This window comes from Hymenobacter montanus (assembly GCF_014699115.1).
Classification (GTDB): Bacteria; Bacteroidota; Bacteroidia; order Cytophagales; family Hymenobacteraceae; genus Hymenobacter; species Hymenobacter montanus.
In genome coordinates this window covers 266055-288305 of record NZ_JACXAD010000004.1, presented here as the reverse complement: position 1 = coordinate 288305, position 22251 = coordinate 266055, and the positions used below count along the sequence as shown (strand labels likewise).

General features: G+C 59.9%; 19 protein-coding genes. 3 read left to right on the top strand and 16 right to left on the bottom strand.

The window, feature by feature from the left end; genetic code table 11:
* Positions 1–61 precede the first annotated feature (61 nt).
* Positions 62–223 carry a hypothetical protein gene (locus IC235_RS05425; RefSeq protein ID WP_191004142.1) on the top strand — a complete coding sequence of 54 codons (162 nt, stop codon included), beginning with the start codon at positions 62–64 and terminating at the stop codon, positions 221–223.
* Positions 224–315: 92 nt separating this feature from the next.
* Here IC235_RS05425 and amaB read toward each other — a convergent pair whose 3' ends face one another.
* The 8 genes from amaB to deoC form a co-directional block, all read right to left on the bottom strand.
* A complete protein-coding gene (amaB, locus tag IC235_RS05420) occupies positions 316–1923 on the bottom strand; it encodes an L-piperidine-6-carboxylate dehydrogenase (protein ID WP_191004141.1) in 1608 nt (535 codons plus the stop codon).
* Between the two features lie 152 nt (positions 1924–2075).
* Positions 2076–2534, bottom strand: coding sequence for a hypothetical protein (locus IC235_RS05415; protein WP_191004140.1), 459 nt, complete (start codon positions 2532–2534; stop codon positions 2076–2078).
* 354 nt (positions 2535–2888) lie between these two features.
* Entirely contained in the window at positions 2889–4391 is a 1503-nt protein-coding gene (locus tag IC235_RS05410; protein ID WP_223847090.1) for a S1C family serine protease, read from the bottom strand.
* A gap of 238 nt (positions 4392–4629) precedes the next feature.
* Entirely contained in the window at positions 4630–5151 is a 522-nt protein-coding gene (locus IC235_RS05405) for an Hsp20/alpha crystallin family protein (protein WP_191004139.1), read from the bottom strand.
* 243 nt (positions 5152–5394) lie between these two features.
* Positions 5395–6201 carry a hypothetical protein gene (locus IC235_RS05400; protein WP_191004138.1) on the bottom strand — a complete coding sequence of 269 codons (807 nt, stop codon included), beginning with the start codon at positions 6199–6201 and terminating at the stop codon, positions 5395–5397.
* A 105-nt stretch (positions 6202–6306) separates the two neighbouring features.
* On the bottom strand, positions 6307–7497 hold the full coding sequence (locus IC235_RS05395) for a M20 metallopeptidase family protein (RefSeq protein ID WP_191004137.1): 1191 nt from the start codon (positions 7495–7497) through the stop codon (positions 6307–6309).
* A gap of 412 nt (positions 7498–7909) precedes the next feature.
* On the bottom strand, positions 7910–8455 hold the full coding sequence (locus tag IC235_RS05390; protein WP_191004136.1) for a hypothetical protein: 546 nt from the start codon (positions 8453–8455) through the stop codon (positions 7910–7912).
* A 1-nt stretch (position 8456) separates the two neighbouring features.
* Positions 8457–9125, bottom strand: a complete 669-nt coding sequence (deoC, locus tag IC235_RS05385) for a deoxyribose-phosphate aldolase (RefSeq protein ID WP_191004135.1) — start codon at positions 9123–9125, stop codon at positions 8457–8459.
* A gap of 127 nt (positions 9126–9252) precedes the next feature.
* Here deoC and IC235_RS05380 point away from each other — a divergent pair, with 127 nt between their 5' ends.
* Both IC235_RS05380 and IC235_RS05375 read left to right on the top strand, forming a co-directional pair.
* Complete coding sequence (locus IC235_RS05380) at positions 9253–10422, top strand: AAA family ATPase (RefSeq protein ID WP_191004134.1); 1170 nt, start codon at positions 9253–9255, stop codon at positions 10420–10422.
* Positions 10415–10978, top strand: a complete 564-nt coding sequence (locus IC235_RS05375) for a hypothetical protein (RefSeq protein WP_191004133.1) — start codon at positions 10415–10417, stop codon at positions 10976–10978. The genes IC235_RS05380 and IC235_RS05375 overlap by 8 nt, the downstream gene beginning before the upstream one ends.
* 61 nt (positions 10979–11039) lie before the next feature.
* On the opposite strand, the gene secA is transcribed toward IC235_RS05375, so the two are convergent.
* From secA to IC235_RS05335, 8 genes are all read right to left on the bottom strand, one after another.
* Positions 11040–14441 (bottom strand): preprotein translocase subunit SecA, encoded by a 3402-nt coding sequence (secA, locus tag IC235_RS05370; protein WP_191004132.1) that lies wholly within the window; start codon positions 14439–14441, stop codon positions 11040–11042.
* Between the two features lie 181 nt (positions 14442–14622).
* Positions 14623–15522, bottom strand: a complete 900-nt coding sequence (locus IC235_RS05365; RefSeq protein WP_191004131.1) for an SDR family oxidoreductase — start codon at positions 15520–15522, stop codon at positions 14623–14625.
* A complete protein-coding gene (locus tag IC235_RS05360; protein WP_191004130.1) occupies positions 15512–16897 on the bottom strand; it encodes a family 1 glycosylhydrolase in 1386 nt (461 codons plus the stop codon). Before IC235_RS05360 ends, IC235_RS05365 begins: the two co-directional genes overlap by 11 nt.
* A gap of 391 nt (positions 16898–17288) precedes the next feature.
* Positions 17289–18467 (bottom strand): UDP-galactopyranose mutase, encoded by a 1179-nt coding sequence (gene glf / locus IC235_RS05355; protein ID WP_191004129.1) that lies wholly within the window; start codon positions 18465–18467, stop codon positions 17289–17291.
* Positions 18468–18535: 68 nt separating this feature from the next.
* Positions 18536–19831, bottom strand: a complete 1296-nt coding sequence (locus IC235_RS05350) for a glycosyltransferase family 1 protein (RefSeq protein ID WP_191004128.1) — start codon at positions 19829–19831, stop codon at positions 18536–18538.
* A gap of 194 nt (positions 19832–20025) precedes the next feature.
* The gene (locus IC235_RS05345) at positions 20026–20565 is read right to left on the bottom strand and encodes a GNAT family N-acetyltransferase (protein ID WP_191004127.1); all 540 of its coding nucleotides are present in this window, start codon (positions 20563–20565) and stop codon (positions 20026–20028) included.
* 42 nt (positions 20566–20607) lie between these two features.
* A complete protein-coding gene (dapF, locus tag IC235_RS05340; protein ID WP_191004126.1) occupies positions 20608–21399 on the bottom strand; it encodes a diaminopimelate epimerase in 792 nt (263 codons plus the stop codon).
* A 175-nt stretch (positions 21400–21574) separates the two neighbouring features.
* Positions 21575–22063, bottom strand: coding sequence for a DinB family protein (locus IC235_RS05335; RefSeq protein WP_191004125.1), 489 nt, complete (start codon positions 22061–22063; stop codon positions 21575–21577).
* Between the last annotated feature and the right edge of the window lie 188 nt (positions 22064–22251).

Genomic DNA, 22251 nt, shown 5'->3' with positions numbered 1-22251 from the left:
AACGGCCACCAGCTTCTTGGGAATGGTGCATTTCGTCTCAGCCCTGTTATGGCTTCGTTAATTGTCCGTACAACCTAGCAACTTTACCAATGACCACGAATATATGATTGACTACGCCCAATCCGGCTTACGACCAAATGAGCTGTACCGCTTGTACTACGTGCTGTACAACAATGGCATGCTGCTGCACAAAGGGCATGGCGACGTGCGATACAGCAACTAACTTTTTGCAATACACTTACCGCGATCCCACAAAAAGCCCTGCTTGAGTACTCAAGCAGGGCTTTTTGTAAGCTTAACAAAACCAGTGTTTGCCTACAGGTCAAACTTAATTCCCTGCGCCAGCGGCAGCTCCGTAGAATAGTTGATGGTATTGGTCTGCCGGCGCATGTAGATTTTCCAGGCGTCGGAGCCGGATTCGCGGCCCCCGCCGGTTTCTTTCTCCCCGCCAAATGCGCCGCCAATCTCGGCGCCGCTCGTGCCAATGTTTACGTTGGCAATGCCGCAGTCGGAGCCATTGGCGGCCAGGAAGGCTTCGGCTTCACGCATGTTCAGGGTGAAGATGCTGCTGGACAGGCCCTGCCGCACGTCGTTCTGCAACTCAATGGCTTTGCTTACGTCGCCGCTGTACTTGATCAGGTACAGAATGGGCGCGAAGGTTTCTTCCTGCACGGTATGGTAATGGTTTTCGACCTGCACCAGCGCGGGCTGCACGTAGTGGCCGCCGTGCAGCTCGGCGCCGCTCAGCACCTGGCCCCCGGTGAGCAGCTGGCCGCCCTCGGCCTGCACGTTAAGCAGGGCTTGCTGGAACATCTTCACCGCGTCAGCGTCAATCAGCGGGCCCACTAGGGTGCCCTCCTGCAAGGGGTGGCCAATGGGCAGCTTGGGGTAAATAGCCAGCAAGCGGTTTTTTACCTCATCAAAAACACTGTCTTCGATAATGACGCGGCGCGTGCTGGTGCAGCGCTGCCCGGCCGTGCCCACGGCCCCAAACACGATGGCCCGAATGGCAATGTCCAGGTCGGCGTTCTTGGTAACGATGATGGCGTTGTTGCCGCCGAGCTCCAGCAGCGCGCGGCCCAGGCGGGCGCCTACCACCTCCCCTACCTTGCGGCCCATGCGCGTACTGCCCGTAGCCGATACCAGCGGTACGCGCTGGTCGGCCGCCATGGCCGCCCCAATGTCGGCGCCGCCAACGACGAGGCTAAACACCCCCTCCGGAATGTCGTTCTCGACCAGCACGTCGCGGATTATGTGCTGCACGGCTACGGCGGTGAGCGGCGTTTTTTCCGAAGGCTTCCAAATGCTCACGTCGCCGCACACGGCGGCCAGCATCGCGTTCCAGCTCCACACCGCCACCGGGAAATTGAAGGCCGAGATAATGCCCACGATGCCCAGCGGGTGGTACTGCTCGTACATGCGGTGCGCCGGACGCTCCGAGTGCATGGTGAGGCCGTGCAGCTGACGCGAAAGCCCCACGGCGAAGTCGCAGATGTCAATCATCTCCTGCACTTCGCCCAAGCCTTCCTGCAGGATTTTGCCCATTTCGGCACTCACCAGCTTGCCAAGCGGCTCCTTGTATTCGCGCAGCTTGTTGCCGATCTGCCGGATGATTTCGCCGCGCTTGGGAGCCGGCACCAGGCGCCAGGTCCGGAAAGCTTCCTGGGCGGTTTTCACCACCGCATCGTAGTCCGCCGGGGTGGCAAAGGCCACGCTGGCAATGCGGCGCCCATCGGCGGGCGCGTTGATAACGCGGCGGTCAGGGTTCTGGCTGCCGCCCCAGGTGCGGCCAGTGCTATAGGCCGCATTGTCGGGCTCAATGCCAAGCTGGCGCAGTACGTCCTGAATGCCGTGGGGGTCGGCGTGGGGCTGCTCCACGGTTACGTCGGCAGCCGAGGTGGCTTCTTCGAGGGCTAGCTTCATGAAAATATACGGGATAGAGTTGCGGTGGAGATTACGTTACGCGGGCAAAGCTACGGCAAGCGGCGGCCACTGGCCGGCCGGGCACGGTCCGCCCCTGGCCGGGCGCCTGCTTACGCCGGGCGGTCATAAGTTATCCCCCACAACACAGACTATTAACGATACTTATCAGCCAGCTTAACCGGACGTATCCCGGCCCGCTCCTGTTGTTCACAAAGCCAGGTAACCGCTTCCGCCTCGTCGTCATAAAACAAGGGGTACGAATCGAGGCTGGCGGCGTGGCGAAGGTGCAGCTCCATTTCGGCGCTTTCGGCGGCCATACGCTGGTGCGGGCCCGCCAGGTAGGCGGTGAACAGGGGCCCGTCGAGAGCGGCGGCTACCTGGGGCGAAAATTGGTCACGAAACCACTCATTTAAGTCGGGCCCCGCCAATGGGCGGCGGCGCAGGTCCAGCAACCAGAACCGGCAGTTATCGTGGGCTCGGGCCGCGGTCAGCATGGCTTGGTAAGTGCCCTGCAGCTCGGGCGGGGGCACGGCCTGCAACCACCGACCTATTAGAATTCCTAAGTCAGGACGGTATTCAAGGGAAAAAGCCTCGGTTGGGAATCTCGGCACAAGTACGGCAATTAAGCTAAACCGCCTTTTATACGGCAGCCGCAAAAACGAGGTTGGCCCCAGGCTTTGAGGCTCTTCGGGCGTGGGCTCTTGTCCCTCGGATGCCCAGGACTGCTAGTTAAGAAGCTGCGCCCGAAGGCCTGGTACGGTTGAAACTATAGCCGTTCTCGCATAGAAGAAAAGAATTAAAAATTAAAAATGAAGAGTTAAAAATCGGCTGGTCAATTTTTAATTCTTCATTTTTAATTTTTAATTCCTAACCAGCACAACGCTTCGGGTCTGGCTGCTGCCCAAGGAGAATAAAAAAGTCCCCGTCGAATTGACGGGGACTTTTTCATCAGGAAATCAACCGGTTTATTCCTGCCCAATGGGATAGTACGCCTTGCGGCCGTCGGGGTACACCCCTTCCACCAAGGCGCCCGATCTCTCGCGGGCTTGGTCGAGGTAGATCTTTACGTCGGCCGGCTTGGTTACCTGGTTTTTATCGATGCGGGTGATGATAAAGCCATCCGCCATGCCGGTCTCGCGGAAATTGCTGCCCTTGATGCCGCTGATCTTGGCGCCGCCCTCCAAACCGAGGCGGGCTTGCTCACGAGCCGGCACCGGGCTCAACGTCGCTCCCTCGTACTTGATGGAAGCCAGCGCGGGGGCTTCGCGCACCACGGAGGTTGTGCCCGTGGCGTTGCGCAAAATGGCCGTTACCTCTCCCGACGAGCTGCCCCGGGTGTAGTCCACCTTGATCTTGTCGCCGGGCCGGAAGCGCGCTACCTGCTCTTGCAGCTGCGAGGAGGTGTTGACACTTATGCCATTGATTTTAGTGATAATGTCGCCCGTTTTCAGGCCCGCCTGGGCCGCCGCGCTGCCTTCGGTCAGGCCCTGAATGTACACGCCATTCAGGGTATTCAGCTTCTTCTCCGAAGCCAGCTTGGCATCGACCTCCTGAATCTGTACGCCGAGCAGAGCCCGCTGTACCACTTTGTACTTCAGCAGGTCATCGACTACCTTGCTGGCCAGCGAGCTGGGAATAGCGAAAGCGTAGCCTTCAAACGAGCCAGTGTGCGAGGCAATGGCCGAGTTGATGCCAATCAGGTCACCGTTGAGGTTCACGAGGGCCCCACCCGAGTTGCCGGGGTTCACCACAGCGTCGGTCTGAATGAACGACTCGATGCCCATGTTGTCCTTGCGGCGGAGAATGTCAATGTTGCGGCCTTTGGCCGAGATAATGCCCGCCGTCACGGTCGAGTTCAGGTTGAAGGGGTTGCCCACGGCGAGCACCCACTGCCCTACTTTTACGTCGTCGGAGTTGCCGTACTTCACAAAGGGCAGATTCTCGGCCTTTACCTTCAGCACAGCCAGGTCGGTGCTGGGGTCGGCGCCCACCAGCTCAGCGTCGAACTTGCGCTTATCGTCGAGCACTACCTCGATTTTGGAAGCTTTCTCGATAACGTGGTTGTTGGTCACGATGTAGCCATTGGCGGCGATAATTACGCCCGAGCCCGAACCCTGGCCACCGCCCTGGGGCTGCTGACCATGAAACTGCTCCAACTGGTCGCCAAAGAACTGACGCAGGAAGGGGTCCATCTGCATTTGGCGCTGGTCTACTGCCGGGGCCGCGTACTCAGTCATCACGTGCACTACGGCCGGGGTTACGGCAGCGGCGGCGGCCACGAAGTTCAAGCCTTCGGGCACGGCGTAGGGGCTGCTGCGCATCTCGGAAGTGTACCGCACCTGGGGGTCGGCGGCTACAGCCTGGGGCGCCACGGGGGCGGGCTCCAACAGCTTGTACCCCCCCACGGCCACGCCTCCACCGAGGATGGCAGAACCGAGCAGGCCGAGCATCATTTGTTTTGCTTGCATGGGTAAGGGAAAATGAAAAAGGGTGAAAGGGGTAAATGAAGCGCCTAACTTACTTAGCCGTAAATGAAGACTAGGTGAGTCAGATCAGGATTAATTCGGGCAACGCCAAAAAGATTCGGTTTTGTATCTGAAGGTTGCTTTTAGCAGAAAACAGGCCAAACGAAAGTCTCGGAATGGATAACAGTAAAACCGACAAAAAGGCCCCGCGGCGGGGCCTTTTTGTCGGTTTTACTGTTAATTAGCGAATTTCGATGTGTTGCTTGGTCACTTTTTCCGTGTCGAAGGGCAGCAGCACGCGCAGGATGCCGTCGGTCAGCTCAGCGCTAATGGCTTTCACATTCACCGTTTCGGGCAGGCGGAAGCTGCGAGTAAACGTGCCGTAGTTGGTTTCGACGCGCCGGAACTTCGGGGCGGCAGGGGCGTCGGCAGGTACGACTGCGGGCTTCGACTCGTCGGTGGAGTGGGCTTCGGTGGCAGTGGCGGCCGCTTCTTTGGCCGCCGCGGCTGGGTTGGGGCGCTCACCAGAGATTACCAACTGGCCGTCGAGGAACTCTATGTTTATTGCTTCTTTCTTCACGCCGGGCAGGGCCAGGTTCAGCTCAAAGCCTTCGGCCGTTTCCAGAATGTCGGCAGCGGGGGTAAAGGCGGGGGTGGGTTGCGCAACGGGTACCTGCGGGTCGCGCAGCATGTCAGCGAGCATAGCGCTCAAGGCGCGGCTCGGACGCAAAGAGGGATGCGAATTATACAGCAAGGTTGCCATGGTGTTGATGGTAGTTTAAGGTTAATGGAATGGGAAGTACCGCGCGGCGGCACACCATCCCTTCCTTAAATTTTATACCAAACGCTTAGCCGCAACAGAATGAGACAAATTGTCATTTATTCAATCATAGGCGTTAGGATAAGCGGACACCCAATCGGATATAAAGCTGTTTACAGCTTCTGAGAGCGGTATATCTGACAAACCACAGCCAGCCATTATGTCGTAATTTTGCGCTAAAACAACTTAGTGCTGCGTTGGCAACTGCTGGCGAGCGGCAGCATCGGAGCCTTGCAGCCAGGTGAAGCGCACCTCAAGCCCTAGCACCGGCGCTACCGAGTTGACGCGCCCGGCTGGGATAATCACGTTGCCACTGGCATCGGTTTGAGCCAGGCCGAAGCTATAATTGGTTTGGTAGGCAACCCACGGGGTGCAATCAAACCACTCCCTCACCCGGACGCCTAGCTCGCCCCGCAGGCTGGTAAACTGGATGGTGCGCTCGTCGGGGTCGGTATCGGACCTGAGCAGACGCACGTGGGTGACGGCTTCGTAGCTCAGGCGCGGGCGCAGGGCAAGCTGACCAAGAGCCAGTATTTTTTCCAGGTCGACGCGCAGGCGGGCGTTGGTTTGGTTAATGGCCCCGCTCTGGCTCGAAAAGGTGCGCTCCAGGCTGAGGCGTTGGCCCAGCGTGAGCGGCCCCACGGGGCTGCGGTGGCGCAGCAGAACCTCAGGCACCAGTACGTAATGCTCATCCAACGAAATGTAGCCAAGGGTGCCGCCCACACTCCAGCGCTCGTTCCAGAAGTGCTCGTAACCCACGGTAACCCGGCGCTCGTCGAAGCCCAGCACGCGGCTGCGGTCGCCGAAGCCATTGTTATCGGTCTCGTTCTGACCGCGCACCGTCAGCAGGAGGTAATCGCTGCCGGGCAGGGCCAGTTCGGCCTGCACCTCTGGCCATAGCTGCCAGCCATACACCGTGCGCTTGGTTTGGGCGCGGGCCGCCGGTATCACGTAAATAGTCAGCAGCAGGACGCCGAGCAGTAGTCGTTTCATGCGGCAAATTTGCAACATGCAGCGCAGAGCCGTTGCTCCGGGCTGTCAGGCATAAGGCTGATTAGAATGAGCGGTGCCAAAAGTCCAAGCACAGGCCCTGTACTATTAGGCGCCGGCCAACTCCTTTACGGCCAGCCAAGCCATGAGGCCGGGCCCGGTAGCCAGCGCTTTTTCGTCGATGTCGAAGGTGGGCGTGTGCACGGAAGCGGCGAAGCGGCCATCCTCGTGCCGGGTGCCGAGACGGTAGAAGCAGGCGGGCGCCGCCTGGGAGAAATAGGCAAAATCTTCGGCCGCCATCCACTGGTCGAGCTCCACCACGTTTTCGGGGCCGAGGTATTCCTGGGCCGCCGCCTTCACGCGGGCCGTGAGATGAGGCTCATTTTCGAGGTAAGGATAGCCGCGGCGGATTTCCAGCTCGCACACGGCGCCCATGCTATCGGCCAAACCCTCGCAAAGGCGGCGCAGGTGCTGATGTGCTTCGTCGCGCCATTCTTCGTTCAGGGTGCGGAAGGTGCCTTCTAGGTATACCTCATTAGGAATGACGTTGGTAGCCCCGTTGGCGATGACCTTGCCGAAGCTCAGCACCGACGGGATTTTGGGGTTGGCGCGGCGGCTCACGAGTTGCTGCGCGGCCACGATAAGATGCGCCGCCACCAACACCGGGTCGAGGTTCATTTCGGGCATGGCGCCGTGGCCCCCCTTACCACGAACGGTCAGGTACAGCTCATCGGTGCTGGCCATGTAGCGGCCCGCCCGCAAGCCTATCTTGCCGGCCGGCAGGTGCGGAAAAACGTGCTGCCCGAGCACGCTCGTGGGCTTGGGGTTTTCGAGAACGCCTTCCTTAATCATCAGCGAGGCTCCGCCCGGGAGGCGCTCTTCGCCCGGCTGAAACATGAGCTTGACGCAGCCCTTAAACTCTCCTTTTAACTCGTTAAGAATGCGGGCTGCGCCCAGCAGGGAGGCCGTATGCACGTCGTGGCCGCAGGCGTGCATCACGCCGGGAGTGGTCGATTTGTACGGAACGTCGTTGGCCTCCTGAATGGGCAGGGCGTCCAGGTCGGCGCGCAGGGCAATGGTAGGGCCGCCGGGCTGGCCTTCGATCAGGGCAACCACGCCGGTGTTGGCAATGGGCTGGGGGTGCAGGCCCAACCGAAGCAGCTCCCGGGTGACCAAGGCGGCGGTATTGGTTTCTTCGAACGAGAGCTCAGGGTGAGCGTGCAGGTGGCGGCGCAGAGCCACGGTGTCGGCGGCGTACTGGGCGGCAAGGCGCTGAATTTCGGAGAGAATCTCGGGCATGGGATTAGATAAAACTCCCCACCTCAAGGGCAGGGCGTTCAGCCGCCAGGCTGAACCAGCGTAATTGAAATCGTAAAGCAAGGCCTGCACAAGTCGCCCGTGTTCTTTTCGGGCAGGGGTCGGCAGCTTTACAGGCAGAATTGTCGGGGTATCATTTCACGAACTTAACTCCACCGCTGGTGTTTCGGCCTCGCGCCAGGTTTCTTCTTCGGCAGAGAAGCGCGGCTTAGAGCCATTTCGGCGTCCATGTCCGTTGTCGTTCTCGCGTTCGCCTCACATGCCCCCTGCGGGGTCGTACCCGGTAGGGCGGGCCCTCCCGGGTACGACCCCGGTTCGCTGGAGGCGCGAAGCCGCAGGAGAGGGGAGCCAAACGTTAGGTACACGGACCCCGAAACCGCTCTAACTGGTTCGTCTATGGTTTTTTGTTCAGCACCACCTGCGTGCTTTCCAGCTCCAGCTTGGGCGCCAGGCCGCGCAGCTTGGCTAAGCCCCGGGCTGCTTCCAGCTTGGTGACGTAGTCGCCGATGTAGAGCCGGTAAACCGGGGACTTAAAGGTGATGTAGTCGGTTTCGTCGGGGTAGCGGCCGATGATGGCACGGCGGATGGCCATTACCTGGTCGCGCTCGATGCCCAGGTACGCCAGAATGCGGTAACCTTGGGTGTACTTCACGTTCTGGTTGGCCAGGGCTTGGTCGCGTAGGCGCTGCTCTACCTGGGCATTGACGTGGTTGGTGGGCGGCACCACGGTCTTCACGAAAGTCGCCGGGGCGCCCGATGAAGTCTTGGGCGAGGCAAAAACGGGGCGGTACTTCGTTACGTCCTCGGCCGGCATGGTAGCGGAGGCATCCGCACTGGCCGCCGGTTTTTTAAGCGTGGTGTCGGCGGGCACGCTGGCGCGCGGAGCCTGGGTGGCGGTGCTGGCGCAAGCAGCCAGCAGCAGCGTGGGGACTAAAAGCATCTTAAGCAGCAGTCGATTCATCGTTTTCAGCAATCAGGGCCAGACTATTGGACGAGCCGATGCGGTCGGCCCCGGCCGCCACCAGGGCCAGGGCGGCTTCCCGGGTGCGAATCCCGCCGGCCGCCTTGATACGGACCGATTCCGGCAGGGTGCGGCGCAGCAGCTCCACATCGGCCACTGAGGCGCCTCGACTGGCAAAACCGGTGGACGTCTTCACAAAATCCGCCTCCCCGGCTACGCACAGCTGGCAGGCCAGCTCCACCTCGGCTTCCGTGAGCAAGGCAGTTTCGATGATGACCTTCAGCAGGGCCTGGTGTACGTGGCAGAGGTCGGCCAAATCCAGGATTTCGGCCCGAATGGCATCCGTCTTGCCCGACTTCAGGGCCGACAGGTTGATGACCATGTCCAGCTCCGTGGCCCCATCGTACAGCGCCACTTCGGCTTCTTTAAACTTGACATTGCTGGCCGCGTAGCCCAGCGGAAACCCAATCACGGTACACACTCCCACGCCGGTGCCGGCCAGCTTTTCGGTGGCGAAGGCCACGTGGCACGGCGGCACGCACACGCTGGCAAAGCCGTGGGCATCAGCCTCCTGGCACAACTGCGCAATCTGGACTTCGGTGCAGTCGGGTCGCAGCAGGGTGTGGTCGATTCGGGCGGCGAGGGTCATGGAGCAAAGGTAGCGGGGAATACGACCCTCCGGCTCCACATACGAAGTGAGAGTTCGGAAAGCGTTTGGGAAACGGCGGAAGCCCTCCGCAAGTTTTGCCCGTACTTTTGAGGTAAGCCCGTTGACTATGGAAAATGCCATCAAATTTCTGCGCATCCAAAATTTCAAGTCCATCAAGGATGTGACGCTCCACCCCCGGCGGGTAAACCTGATTATCGGCGAGCCGAACGTGGGCAAGTCGAATCTGCTGGAGGCCATGAGCCTGCTGGGTGGTATCACCTACGAGCAGACCGAGAAGTTCATGGGCAGCTTCATTCGGTATGAAGAGCCGCGGCAGCTGTTTTATGATAATTTGGTGGCGAATACTATTAAGGTAGAAACGGATAAGGATGTAGCGATTTTGGTATTCGAAAAGGAGGAAAAACTATTTCAATACCTTTTCTGCAACATTGAATTTTATGAAGAGGTAGCAGGGTCAGTAGTAAATAAGCCGAAGAATAGCGCTGTTGGCAAGGGAGAGCACTACATGATGCGCAATACGTTGGGTGGCAAATTCAACAAGCGCACTTTTGATGGTGTAATACCTGAATATTTTATCAATACTCAATTCGGTGACAATGCAAATTTCAGTATAAACGGAGAACGACTTTTATTGCTTGCCGACTACGTATTAAAAGAGCCACCATTAGCATTTTCTTTCCAAAAGAACAAAGTCGATGAAGACCACGGAAGCAGTTCATTAACTCCTCCTAGCGGTTCTAATCTGATTGAAATTATTCAGACGCATTCGAAGCTGCGCAAAGAAATTACTGCCTTGTTTGCCCGATATAACCAAAAGCTCCAGCTTCGGATGGATGAGCGCCGCATTGAAATCATCAAGGACCAGGACGGCATTACCTACTCCTACCCCTATTCTAGCGTAGCCGATACCCTACAACGCATTATTTTCTACCTAGCCGCAATTGAGAGCAACGACGACGCCGTGCTCCTGTTCGAAGAGCCCGAGGCACATTCTTTTCCGGTGTACGTTTCGAAGTTGGGCCGGCGCATCGTGGAGAGCCGGAACAACCAGTTTTTCATTGATACGCACAGTCCCTACCTTATCACGGAGATACTAGAGACTATGCTCACTGACGATGAGCAGGTGGGTGAGTTAGCCATATTCGCGGCGTACTACGAAGACCACCAAACCAAAGTCCACCAGCTCAGCGACGAGGAAATCCGCAGCATCCGCAACGACAGCATCGATGTGTTCTACAACATGAAGCGGTTCACAACCGGCACGGCCGATGCCTGAAAACGTCATGTTCGTGCCCGAGTGCCACGTAGACACGGCCCTCACCCGTACCTTGCTTGCCCACCGTCTCAGCTTTATCAATCATCAGCACGGCATCTCGAAAGTAGCCAACATCTTGCGCCACCAAGCCGAATCAGGCAATGTCCGCTTTGTGGTAGGTATGGTGGACAAGGACAAGAAGTTCGAAGCCATTACCTACCTGCGGCTTTTCGCCCGTTCTGCCCCGATTGCTGCCCGCACCGGCCCCGATTGCCGCTACTGCATCTACCAAGACCCGCAGCACCCCTCCCACTACCTCATAGTGCTGGAACCCGCCTGCGACACCTGGATTTTCGAAGCCGCTCACGCCGCCGGGCTCGACCTAGCCCATTTTGGCTTACCTACTGCCCTGGCTACCTTCATCGATGTAATGAAAGACGAAAGTGCCGAGGACAACCCAAAACTGATTCGCTTGCTGCGCGCCATCAAGCAGGCCCAACCCGCTGCCTACCGCGACTTGGCCCAGTTTGTGGCCGAGATTATGGACACCAACAGTCGGCTTTGGAGACAGCAATAATGACACAAAAAAGGCTGCCTTCCCTTGGGAAAGCAGCCTTTTTTTAATCTATGCTTCCAGGCTAGTCTACCAGCACGCAGCGGTGTTCCAGCACGTCCTGCTCCACGGTTTTGTATTTCACGTCGCGCACCACTCGGCCGTCCATGTACTGCACGCTTACTTTCTCGTTGCGGTTGGCTACTTTCTGGCTGCGTACGGGCATTTGCTTCACGGCGGGGACGTCAGCGGGGCCCTGGTCTTCGGGGCCGGCGCCGAGCGAGTTGAGCATGGACTCGTGCTCCACGGTGAGGCGCGGCTGGGGCTCTTCGTCTGCGAGGTAGTACTCGGGCTCGTCGTTGGTACCCACGGCGCCTTGCTGTACCGGCACGTCGGCGTGGAAGAGGAAGGTAGTCGTTTCCTGGTTCACTTTGCCAATCATGCGCTTGAATAGCTCGAACGACTCGAACTTGTACACCAGCAGCGGGTCCTTCTGCTCGTACACCGCGTTTTGCACCACCTGCTTGAGGTCGTCCATTTGGCGCAGGTGCTGAGTCCAGGCCGTGTCGATTACCGACAGCACCACTACTTTCTCCATCTGGCGGAGGATGTCGTGGCCGCCGGTGGCCTGGGCCTTACGCAGGTTGGCGATGGCCTGCACCTGCTTCTTGCCGTCGGTAAAGGGCACGGCGATGTTCTCGTAGGGGGCGCCGTTGTTCAGCAGGTCGTTCACCAGCGGCAGGGTGTTGCTGGCGATGTGCTCGTTCTTGCTCTGAAAGTAGCCGAGCGCTTCTTCGTACAGCTTCTGGGTGAGCTGGGGCAATTGCAGGCCGCTGAGGTCCTGCGCCGTGAGGTAGGTATCGTAGCCAAACACCTTGATGACGGCCAGCTTGAAGTCCTCGAAGTCGCCCGTGATTTTATGGCCCGCCGCGATGTCCTCACTCACGTCGTAGATCATGTTGAGAATATCGACCTCCATGCGGTCGCCGTGCAGGGCGTTGCGGCGGCGCTTATACACCACTTCGCGCTGGGCGTTCATCACGTCGTCGTACTCCAGCAGGCGCTTGCGGGTGCCGAAGTTATTTTCCTCCACCTTCTTCTGGGCGCGCTCAATGGAATTGGTAATCATCGAGTGCTGGATGACTTCACCCTCTTCCATGCCCATGCGATCCATGAGCTTGGCAATGCGCTCCGAGCCGAACAAGCGCATCAGGTTGTCTTCCAGGCTCACGAAGAACTGCGAGGTGCCGGGGTCGCCCTGGCGGCCGGCGCGGCCCCGCAGCTGGCGGTCGACCCGGCGGCTTTCATGGCGCTCGGTACCGATGATGGCCAGCCCTCCCGCCTCACGGGAGGTCTCGCGCAGCTTGATGTCGGTACCGCGGCCGGCCATGTTGGTGGCGATGGTCACGGTGCCGGGGAAACCAGCGGCGGCCACGATTTCGGCTTCCCGCTGGTTCTGCTTGGCGTTCAACACCTGGTGCTTGATGCCGCGCAGTTTCAGCATGCGGCTCACCAGTTCGGAGATTTCTACCGAGGTGGTGCCGACCAGCACGGGGCGGCCGGCCTCCACCAGCCGCTGGATTTCCAGGGCCACGGCGTTGTACTTCTCCCGCACCGTTTTGTACACCTGGTCGTCGCTGTCCAAGCGCGAAATCGGGCGGTTGGTGGGAATCACCACCACGTCGAGCTTGTATATTTCCCAGAACTCGCCCGCCTCGGTTTCGGCCGTCCCGGTCATGCCGGCCAGCTTGTGGTACATGCGGAAGTAGTTCTGCAAGGTTACCGTGGCGTAGGTCTGGGTGGCGTCTTCCACGCGCACGTTCTCCTTGGCCTCAATGGCCTGGTGCAGGCCGTCGGAGTAGCGGCGGCCTTCCATCACGCGGCCGGTTTGCTCGTCCACGATCTTCACCTTGCCGTCTTCGGTCAGAATGTACTGGTCGTCCCTTTCAAACAGGGTGTAAGCTTTCAGGAGCTGGTTTACGGTGTGCACCCGCTCGCTTTTCTCATTGTAGTCGCTCATCAGCTTTTCCTTCTGATGCAGCTTCTCTTCGGCCGAAAGCGTGGCGTTTTTCTCGATGTCGGCAATTTCGGCTCCGATGTCGGGCATGATGAACAGCCGCGGGTCTTCGCCCTGGGCCGTAATCAGGTCGATGCCCTTTTCGGTCAGCTCGATCTGGTTGTTCTTCTCGTCGATGGTGAAGAACAGCGGCTCGTCGGCCTTGGGCATCTGCCGGGAGTTGTCCTGCAGGTAGTGGTTCTCGGTGGCTTGCAGCACGGCACGCACGCCGGGTTCCGACAGGAACTTAATGAGCGGCTTGCTCTTGGGTAAACCACGGTAAGCGCGGAACAGCATCAGGCCGCCAACCCCGTTCTTATCACCTTCCTCGGGGCCGGTTTTGCCTTCGGCAATGAGCTTGCGGGCTTGCACGAGGTAGTTCTGCACTAGCTTCTTCTGCTCATCAACCAAGCGCTGAATACGCGGCTTGAGCTGGTAGAACTCGTGCACGTCGCCGCGGGGCACCGGGCCCGAAATGATGAGGGGGGTCCGCGCGTCGTCAATCAATACGGAGTCGACTTCGTCGACCATGGCGTAATGGTGCTTGCGCTGCACCAGCTCCTCGGGGTCGCGCGCCATGTTGTCGCGCAGGTAGTCGAAGCCGAACTCGTTGTTGGTGCCGTAGGTGATGTCGGCCTGGTAGGCCCGGCGGCGCTCCGGCGTGTTGGGCTGGTGCTTGTCGATGCAGTCTACCGTGATGCCGTGGAACTCAAACAGCGGCGCGTTCCATTCGGAGTCGCGCTTGGCCAGATAGTCGTTCACCGTCACCAGGTGCACGCCGCGCTTCGAGAGCGCGTTGAGGAAAGCGGGCAGGGTCGAAACGAGGGTTTTGCCCTCGCCGGTAGCCATTTCGGCAATTTTGCCCTGGTGCAGCACCACGCCGCCAATCAGCTGCACGTCGTAGTGCACCATGTCCCAGGTAATTTCGGCGCCGCCGGCCAGCCACTTGTTGGCCCAGATGGCCTGGTCACCTTCGATGGTCACGTTGCCGTGGGTGGCGGCATACTCGCGGTCGTGGTCGTTGGCCGTAACCACCAGCTGGCCGTTCTCTTTGTAGCGCCGGGCCGTTTCCTTCACGATGGCGAAGGCTTGCGGCAAGGCTTCGAGCAACGCGGCCTCGAGGTCTTTGTTGCGCTGCTTTTCGAGCGCATCGACCTGCTCAAACAGCTGCTCTTTCACGGCTACGTCGAGCTGGGGCTGGCTGTCGACTTGCTGGTGCAGGGCCGCGATCTGGTCATCGATGCCGGCGAGGCGCTCGTCGATGCGGGCGCGGACGAGCGCAGTCTGCTCGCGGAGCTGGTCGTCGGTCAGGCCGGCCAGTTTGGCATATTCGGCGTTAATCAGCGCCACGTAGGGCACGATTTCCTTTAAATCGCGCTCCGACTTGGAGCCAAATATCTTGGCGACGGTCTTGCCTAGGAATTCAAACATCAGGTAGTATTTTAGCGAATAGCGCCAGAGCGCACCCCAAATTTACGGAGCCTTCCGCTAAAACCATCCCAAAACAAAAACCCCGACACCCTGACAGGGCCGAGAACGGGTTCCAGTACTCATTGCGTACTGTTTAGGCGCGGCTTGGTCCAACGCTAAGAAGCGGGCGTCAAACCAAAAATCAATCTCGCAAAACCGGGTGTCGTTCCATCTCGGCCAAGCACCGGCCCAGGGCGTGCTCCAGGGGGGGCAGCACGATCCCCCGCTCACTAACCAGCACGCTCTGGGGCGGACGCGCCGCCGCCAGGCCGAAGTCGGCCATGGGGCGCGGCACCACCAAGTCGGCCGAGAAGCCGGCGCGCTCCACGCTGGCACGGGCCAGCTCGGCCCAGGTGCAGGCGCCCTGGTTGGCCACGTGCCAGATGCCAGCCGCCTCGTCCAGCAACAAGTCCAGCGACGTGTTGACCAGGTCGGGCACGTACGTGGGCGAGATGCGCACGTCCGACGCCGCCTCGAAGCGCTGCCCGCCCCGGGCCGCCTGCAAGGCAAAATACACGAAGTTGAACTCGTCCCAGCCGCTGAAAAAGGCGCTGGTGCGCACCACCAGCGCCCCCGGGTGCGCCGCCAGCACCTGCTGCTCACCGGCCAGCTTGCTGCGCCCGTACACATTCAGCGGCCGCGGTGCCGACGACTCGCCGTAGGGCTCCGCCTGCTGGCCGTCGAAGACCAGGTCCGAGGAGAAGGTCAGCAATGGCAGGGCGCGGGCGGCGCAGGCGGCGGCCAGCACGGCCGGGCCAGTGGCATTCTCCCGAAAGCAGCGCGCCTCGTCGGCTTCGGCCTCGTCTACCCGCACGTACCCGGCCGCGTTCACCACGGCCCAGGGGCGGTGCGCGGCTAGGGCATGTTCCACCGAGGCCGGGATGCTGATATCGAGCTGGTTCCGCCCCAGGGCCACCGTGACCAGACCCCGGGTGTGGCACACCCGGCCCAACGCCCGGCCTAGCGTACCATACGCCCCTGCGATGAGCAGGGGCCGAATGGCCCGCTCCGGAATGTGTTCGAGCACAAAATCAGGCCGCATATTCGAGGTTTTCTTCGTCGTGATGAGTTGCGTAGCGGGCTTTTACCCGGGGCGTAATGGCTTTGAGCAGCTGCGGCCGAGCGGGCGCGACACTGGGCTGAAACTGAATCCGCTCCGGGCGCTGCCACCAGCCCCGGCTTTGCAGCACCGGGTGCTCGAACGGCTGGCCCTGGGCCAGCGAACGCACCAGCCGGGCCAGAAGCGTAGGCCGCAGCTGGCCGCTGCGCACGTCAAAAACCCCGGTCTCGTAGCTGTTGGCGGCCCGGGTGAGCAGGCTGTCCCAGTCGTAGGCGCCAAACAGCGACCACGCGGTAACGGCGCACACGTCGGCCCCCTGCCGGCGGGCTGCGTGGGCTGCTTCCCACACGTAGTTCAGCCAGCGCACCTGCTCCTCGCGGGTGCAGTTGAGGTGGGCCTCGGTGATGGCCAGCGGCAGGTGGTAGCGCTGCCAGGCTTGCAGCAAGAGGCTCGTGACGCCCGCCAGCTGCACGCCACCACCAACCCGCACGGCTTCTACGTCGGCGTAGCGCTGGCGGTGGTTGCTGGCGGCGTGGCAGGGCCAGTAGCTGCCCAGGTCTTCGTCCAGAAACCGTTCGCTGGTGAGGTAGTGGTTGAGGCCCATTACCTGGGGCGGGCAGGGATCGTCGAGCCAGGTTTGCAGCTCGGCCTCGGTGGCCCCGTGCTGGCACAGATAATTCCAAAACGGATGTGCGGGCGTAACCTTGCCGCAGAGAATATCGAAGCTGAGCCAGCGACGATGGTTTTCGAAGTCGGCTTGGTAGCGCAGGGCCGGGGTGCTGTGCACCTGAGCTAAGTCCTCGGTTTGCACCAGCTGGGCGTGGGGAATGATTTCCCGGATAGCCTTCATCGACAGCCGGGTGGCTTCGAGCTGGTTGAGCAAGGCCCGCACGAAGTTGTGGTCGTCAGCGGTGTGCGGGTACCAATGGCCGTAGAGGGCGCTAAAGCGGGCGGTAGTCAGGGGCTCATTTACCGGGGTAAAGTGAGTGAGCCAGGGGTAACGACGAGCCACGTTGGCCGCGTGCCGGGCCAGGCCGGTAGCAAAGTTGTCTTGGTTCAGGGCAGTGTAACGGGGGCCGCTGCCGTGGTGCACCAAACCAATTATCGGGTTGATGCCGAGCTCGCGCAGGCGGGGCAGGCGCTCATCGGGCCAGGTCCAGGCGCAGGTTTCCGGACTATCGGGGGCGGTGTGCTCCCAGAGTAAGGGATAACGCAAGGTTTTCAGGCCGAGGTCGGCCAGTGCATCAAGGTCATCGACGCGGTGCCAGTGGCCGTTGCGGGTGAGCTGATCGGAGTACGTATCACCCACGCGGCAGTGGCTGCATTCGATGCCGCCCCAGATATCTAGTTGGTTCATAGTAAAGCTGGTCAGTGGAACGATGGCCCAGGTTAGCGTTTAGCTTAGGCCCGAGCTTTAAAGTAAACTGCCCTTTCAATACGAGCGCAACGGAACTCATGGCTGAGAAATGGTCCGAACAGTCGCAAGTAAGAGCAGGTGAGAAAAATCAGGCAGGTAGGCTAAGAGGGTCGCTTTGGCATAGCCGACCGAATAAATGACCACGGCAGCATCCGGCTTGATTTGGGCTTGAAATCAAACTGCCACCCCGATGCAAATGCACGAGGTGGCAGTTGAATGCGGTGGGAGGAGCCAGCGGGCATCCTCGGTGCGCTTTGAGTGGGATGTGCCGCGGCGGACACTCCCTGAAGCAACGGTAAGTCAAAGGCCGCGTACGCGCCGGGGCACCGTGCTATTCCTGCTTGGGTGAGCGGCTCACCAGTTTTTCAACCAAAGAGGTGCTACCTGAGATAACCGGACGCACGGGCTTCGCAGCGTTTTCCTTGTCGGTGAGCTTGCGGTAGAGCGTGAGCGCCTGGGCCACTACCTGGTCCATGTTGTAGTACTTGTAGGTGGCGAGGCGGCCCACGAAGTGCACGTTGGGCGTTTCATCGGCCAGCTTCTTGTACTGGTTGTACAGCTCCGCGTTTTCGGCCATGGGAATCGGATAGTACGGGTCGCCCTCAGCTTGCGGGTACTCGTACACGATGGCCGTTTTGGGATGGTCCTGGCCGGTAAGGGCCTTAAACTCGGTGATGCGGGTATAAGGATGTTCGTTGGGATAGTTCACCACGGGCGCAGCGAGGTGCTTTTCCTTGTTCAGCGTTTCGTGCTTGAACTCCAGCGAGCGGTAGGGCAGCTTGCCAAACTTATAGTCGAAATACTCATCCACCGGGCCGGTGAAAATCATTTCTTTGAACGGAATGAAGTCCACCACCTCGTGGTAGTCGGTGTTGAGCATCACCTTGATGTTGGGGTGGTCGAGCATCTTCTCGAACATCCGGGTGTAGCCGTGCAGGGGCATGGCCTGGTAGGTATCAGTGAAGTAGCGGTCGTCGCGGTTGGTCCGGGTTGGCACGCGGCTGGTCACCGACTTATCGAGTTGCGAGGGGTCGAGGCCCCACTGCTTATTGGTGTAGTTCTTGAAGAATTTATTGTACAGTTCCCGGCCCACTTTACTAACGACCACATCTTCCGAGGTTCGCACAACGGGTACATCTTCGGCGACGGAGGCGAAGAACTGGTCGAGCTCGAAGCTGGTCAGGTTCAGGCCGTAGAGCTTATTGATGGTATCGAGGTTGATAGGCATCGGCACGTGCTGGCCATCGACAGAGGCTAGTACGCGGTGTTCGTAAGGGCGCCACTCGGTGAAGTGGCCGAGGTAATCGAATACTTCCTTCGAGTTGGTATGAAAGATGTGCGGGCCGTATTTGTGCACCAGGATGCCCTCTTCGTTATAATGGTCGTAAGCGTTCCCCCCAATGTGGTTGCGCTTATCAATGATGAGGACTTTTTTATTGCTGCGGGTGGCGAGCCGCTCAGCTAGCACGCTGCCGGCAAAACCGGCCCCAACGATGAGGTAGTCGAACATGATGCGTAAGGATGGAAGGGTGGAAAAGATGAACTAGCGAATTAGTATGAAAAATGAAGTAGGCAGGATTACAACCGGTCCAGGGGCAGCGCAACTTCCGACACTTTGTCGCCCAGCGGTTGGCCAGCCAGCGTGGTGGTCGCGGCGTCGGGCGTTTTCGTGGCCAGGCGCTGCTGCATGAGGTCCACCATGGCCTGCCAGGTTTGATCCCAGGAGATGGTAGCTAGGTAATCGTCGGTGCGCTGCCGCCAGTCGGCGTCATCGCGCTGGTTGAGGGCCCGGGCAATGGCGGCGCCGAAATCAGTGGCGTTGTCGGCAATCTGGACGAGGTTAAGCTCGCCGTAGGGCCGCACCACGTCGCGAATCGGGGTGCTCACTACGGGGTTGCCCGCCGCCAGGTATTCCGGCGTTTTGGTGGGCGAAATAAACTTAGTGCTTTCGTTATCAGCGAAGAGCAGCGTGGCGACCTCCCAACCCTTCAAATAGGCAGGCAGGTCCTTGTAGTCTTTCCCCCCCAGGTAATGAACGTTGGGGGTCCGGGGTAAAATGGCCGGGTCAATCTTCACCACCGGCCCGATAATGACGAACTGCCACTCGGGATGATTCTGGGAAAGCTCCCGCAGCAGCTCGATATCCAGCCGCTCGTCGACCACCCCGAAGAATCCTACCCGCGGGTGCGGAATAGCAGCCTGGTCGGCGGGCTCGGCCAGCGGGCCGCGGGCCTGGCCGAAGTGGTCCTTGTCGATGCTGCTGGGGAAAGGGTGGGCGTCGGGGTGCTGCTCGCGCTTGGCCTCGTACAGGGTGTGGCCCCCGGTGAACACGAGGTCGGCTTTTCGGAAGAGCTCCTGCTCGCGGCTTTTCAGCTCAGGGTGGGCAAACTTGAAGTTGGCCAGCTCATCCATGCAGTCGTACACGGTGAGCACGGGCTGGAACTGGCGCGACTTCGCCAGGGCCATGGGCGTATAGTACCAGAAAACGTACTGAGTGATGCTTTGCTGATGGAAAAACTGGCTCAGCAACTCAAATTGGACTTGGTCACTGGCATTTTCGTCGTGGCGCAGGCGCTGGGGCAAGTGCGCCACCACCACCTTCACTCCATTTTGGCGTTCTTTTGTTTCAATATGCGGCTCAATCAGGTCGTCATCGTGATAAAAGGCCTCCTCCACGTAAAATACCCGGCCCTGCTGGGCAAACCGCGACAGCAAGTGTTGGGGGCGCTGCCAGACAAAGTCCCAATGCAAGTGCGCAAAGCAAACCAGGTCGGGCAAGGTGTAAGGAGCAGGAGTTGCGGCAGCTGATGCGCTGGGCCGGACAGCGGTGGTGGAGGCACGCAGGGGCGCTTCCACCGTCGATGAGGGTGGCATAGGAAATGGCAAGAAGATAATGGTTTCGCGCCGCGCCGGAATAACAATAGGATAGAAAACCGGGGCGCTTATGTCCCTATACGAGCCCAGCTCCCAGAAGGATATGGTTTCGTTTATTTTGCTACCTATTCCGGGTCTGGTCCATTAAAACCTTAGCACATATACATAAACCCGTTTTTATCCCGCCCCAATGCCTACAGCAGGCACTGCCACTCCACGGCATTGTCCCAACCGCTGGCCGTGCGCAGCCAGGCGTGGCGGGTACCCACCCGCCGGAACCCGGCGGCCCGGAACAGGCTCAGACTGCGCCGGTTATTTGCCCCTACGGTGGCATACAGCTGGTGCAAGCGCAGCACCTCGCGGGCATGCTGCTTGATCAATTCCAGAGCTTGCCGGGCATAGCCGTGCCGCCGCTGGCTCGCCAGCACCGTGATGCCAACCCCCGCTCGTTGGTGCAGCGGATCATAATCAAATAAGTCCACTACCCCAACCGGCAGGTCACTAATTTCAGTAGTAATCACCAGCCTTAACTGGCGAACTACGTAGAAATCCGTAGCGGCGTGCGATAGATACTCACGTAGGGCGTGGCGCGACACCGGCGCGAGCGTATCCGACACGCCCCAGATACTGGGGTCGTTCTCCAGGGCAAAGAGAAATTCCAGGTCGTCGGGTTCGAGCGCGCGCAGGTAAACGCCTGGTTGGTGAGGGGCAGCGCGACGGGGTAACTTGGTCATACTCTTGCTCTGCTTAACAGGCTTATTCGCCAGGCCACCAACTCAGTAGCTCACTACGCCGCTGAAAACCTGCTTGGTTGGGCCGCTCAACCACACGTTTTCGAATCCGCCATCGCCCCGCTGTTGAAACGACACCTCGAGCAGGCCACCCGGCGTGCTCAGCCGGACCGGTGAGGTAGCCCCGCGCTCGCTGGCGGCCAGGGCGACGGCGGTCACACCCGTGCCGCAGCTTAGGGTTTCGTCCTCGACCCCGCGCTCGTAGGTGCGCACGGCCCAGGGCTCGGCCGGGTTGGCGGGCACCTGGACGAAGTTGATGTTGGCGCCGGCGACGCCGTAAAGCGGACCGGAACGCAGGGTGCGCCCTTCGGCAAATACGTTTAGCTCGGCCAGGCCGGCAGGCAGGAAGCGCACGTGGTGGGGCGAACCGGTGTCGAGGAAGGTATCGTGCTTACCAACCGGTTTGGGCCGGGCTACGTCCTGCATGCGCAGATGTACCGTCCCGTCTGCTTCGACGCGGGCTTCGTGAGGACCATCTACGGCTAAGAAGCACGTGCGCTTGCTGATCAAACCCAAGAAGCTAGCAAAGGCCACCGTGCACCGCCCGCCATTGCCGCACATGGAGCTGGGCCGGCCATCCGCGTTGAAGTACACCATCTCGAAATCATAATCGGGCCGGTTGCGGAGCAGAATGAGGCCATCGGCCCCGATGCCGAACCGACGCTGGCATAGGTGGGCAATCCGGTCTTGGTCGGCCTCGGCGAAGGCGTGGCTGCGGTCGTCAATCATGACGAAGTCGTTGCCGGTGCCGTGGTACTTATGAAAATGCAGCTTCATGCTCAGCAGATAAATGCCTGGTTCAGGCCGCAGCCAGTCGGCTGCTTTCGGTGGTTTATAGCGGTTTTCGCATCGGAGAAAGGAATTAAAAATTAAAAATCAGTTGGTCAAATTTTTAATTCTTCATTTTTAATTTTTAATTCCTAAAAAACGGTACACTGACCTGAAATCCGCTCTAGGTAGCGCCCAGGGCCTTGCGCAGCATTATAATCTGCCCGGCGTGGTAGAGATAATGTTGCGCGACACCGTGCAAGGTTGCGTAGACGGTAAAGCCCTGGACCTGGTCAAAAGTACTGCCGATGCGGTGGTCGAGGCTACGCTCGGGAATGGTCGCCGCCGTAGCCAGGAGCTGTTCGTGGGCCGTGCGTAAAGCGCTCAGCACGCCCCGCCACCCGGCCTCGGTGGGCAACGCGGGCGGCGCCGGCCAATCTTCGGCGGCGCGGAGTTGCACCAGTTCATTTTCGCTTAGGCGCTGCCGTACCACGCGGGTCCAGACAGTGAGGTGCTGCGTGATTTCCCAAATACTGTGCGCCCCCGCAATGGGCCGCTGGACCGTAGCCCCGGCGGGCAGCCCCGCCAGGGTGGTGAGCAGCGCCGGCCCCGACCACGGCTCTCCATCGAAGGCCTGACGAAGTTGGTCGAGTAAGCGCGGGAGTTCGGACATGGCAACCGACGGGAAAGGTGATGTAATCCAGAAACTACTGAGGCCTGAGCCTCCGATGCTCTAAGTCTGCCGCCACGGCCAAATTACACCCATTTCCCCAACCAGGCACGTCTGGCTCCCCTCCCCTGGGGAGCCGTCGGGTGTTTATACGATAGCCGTTTACCCATTAATACACCTGGCTCCCCCTC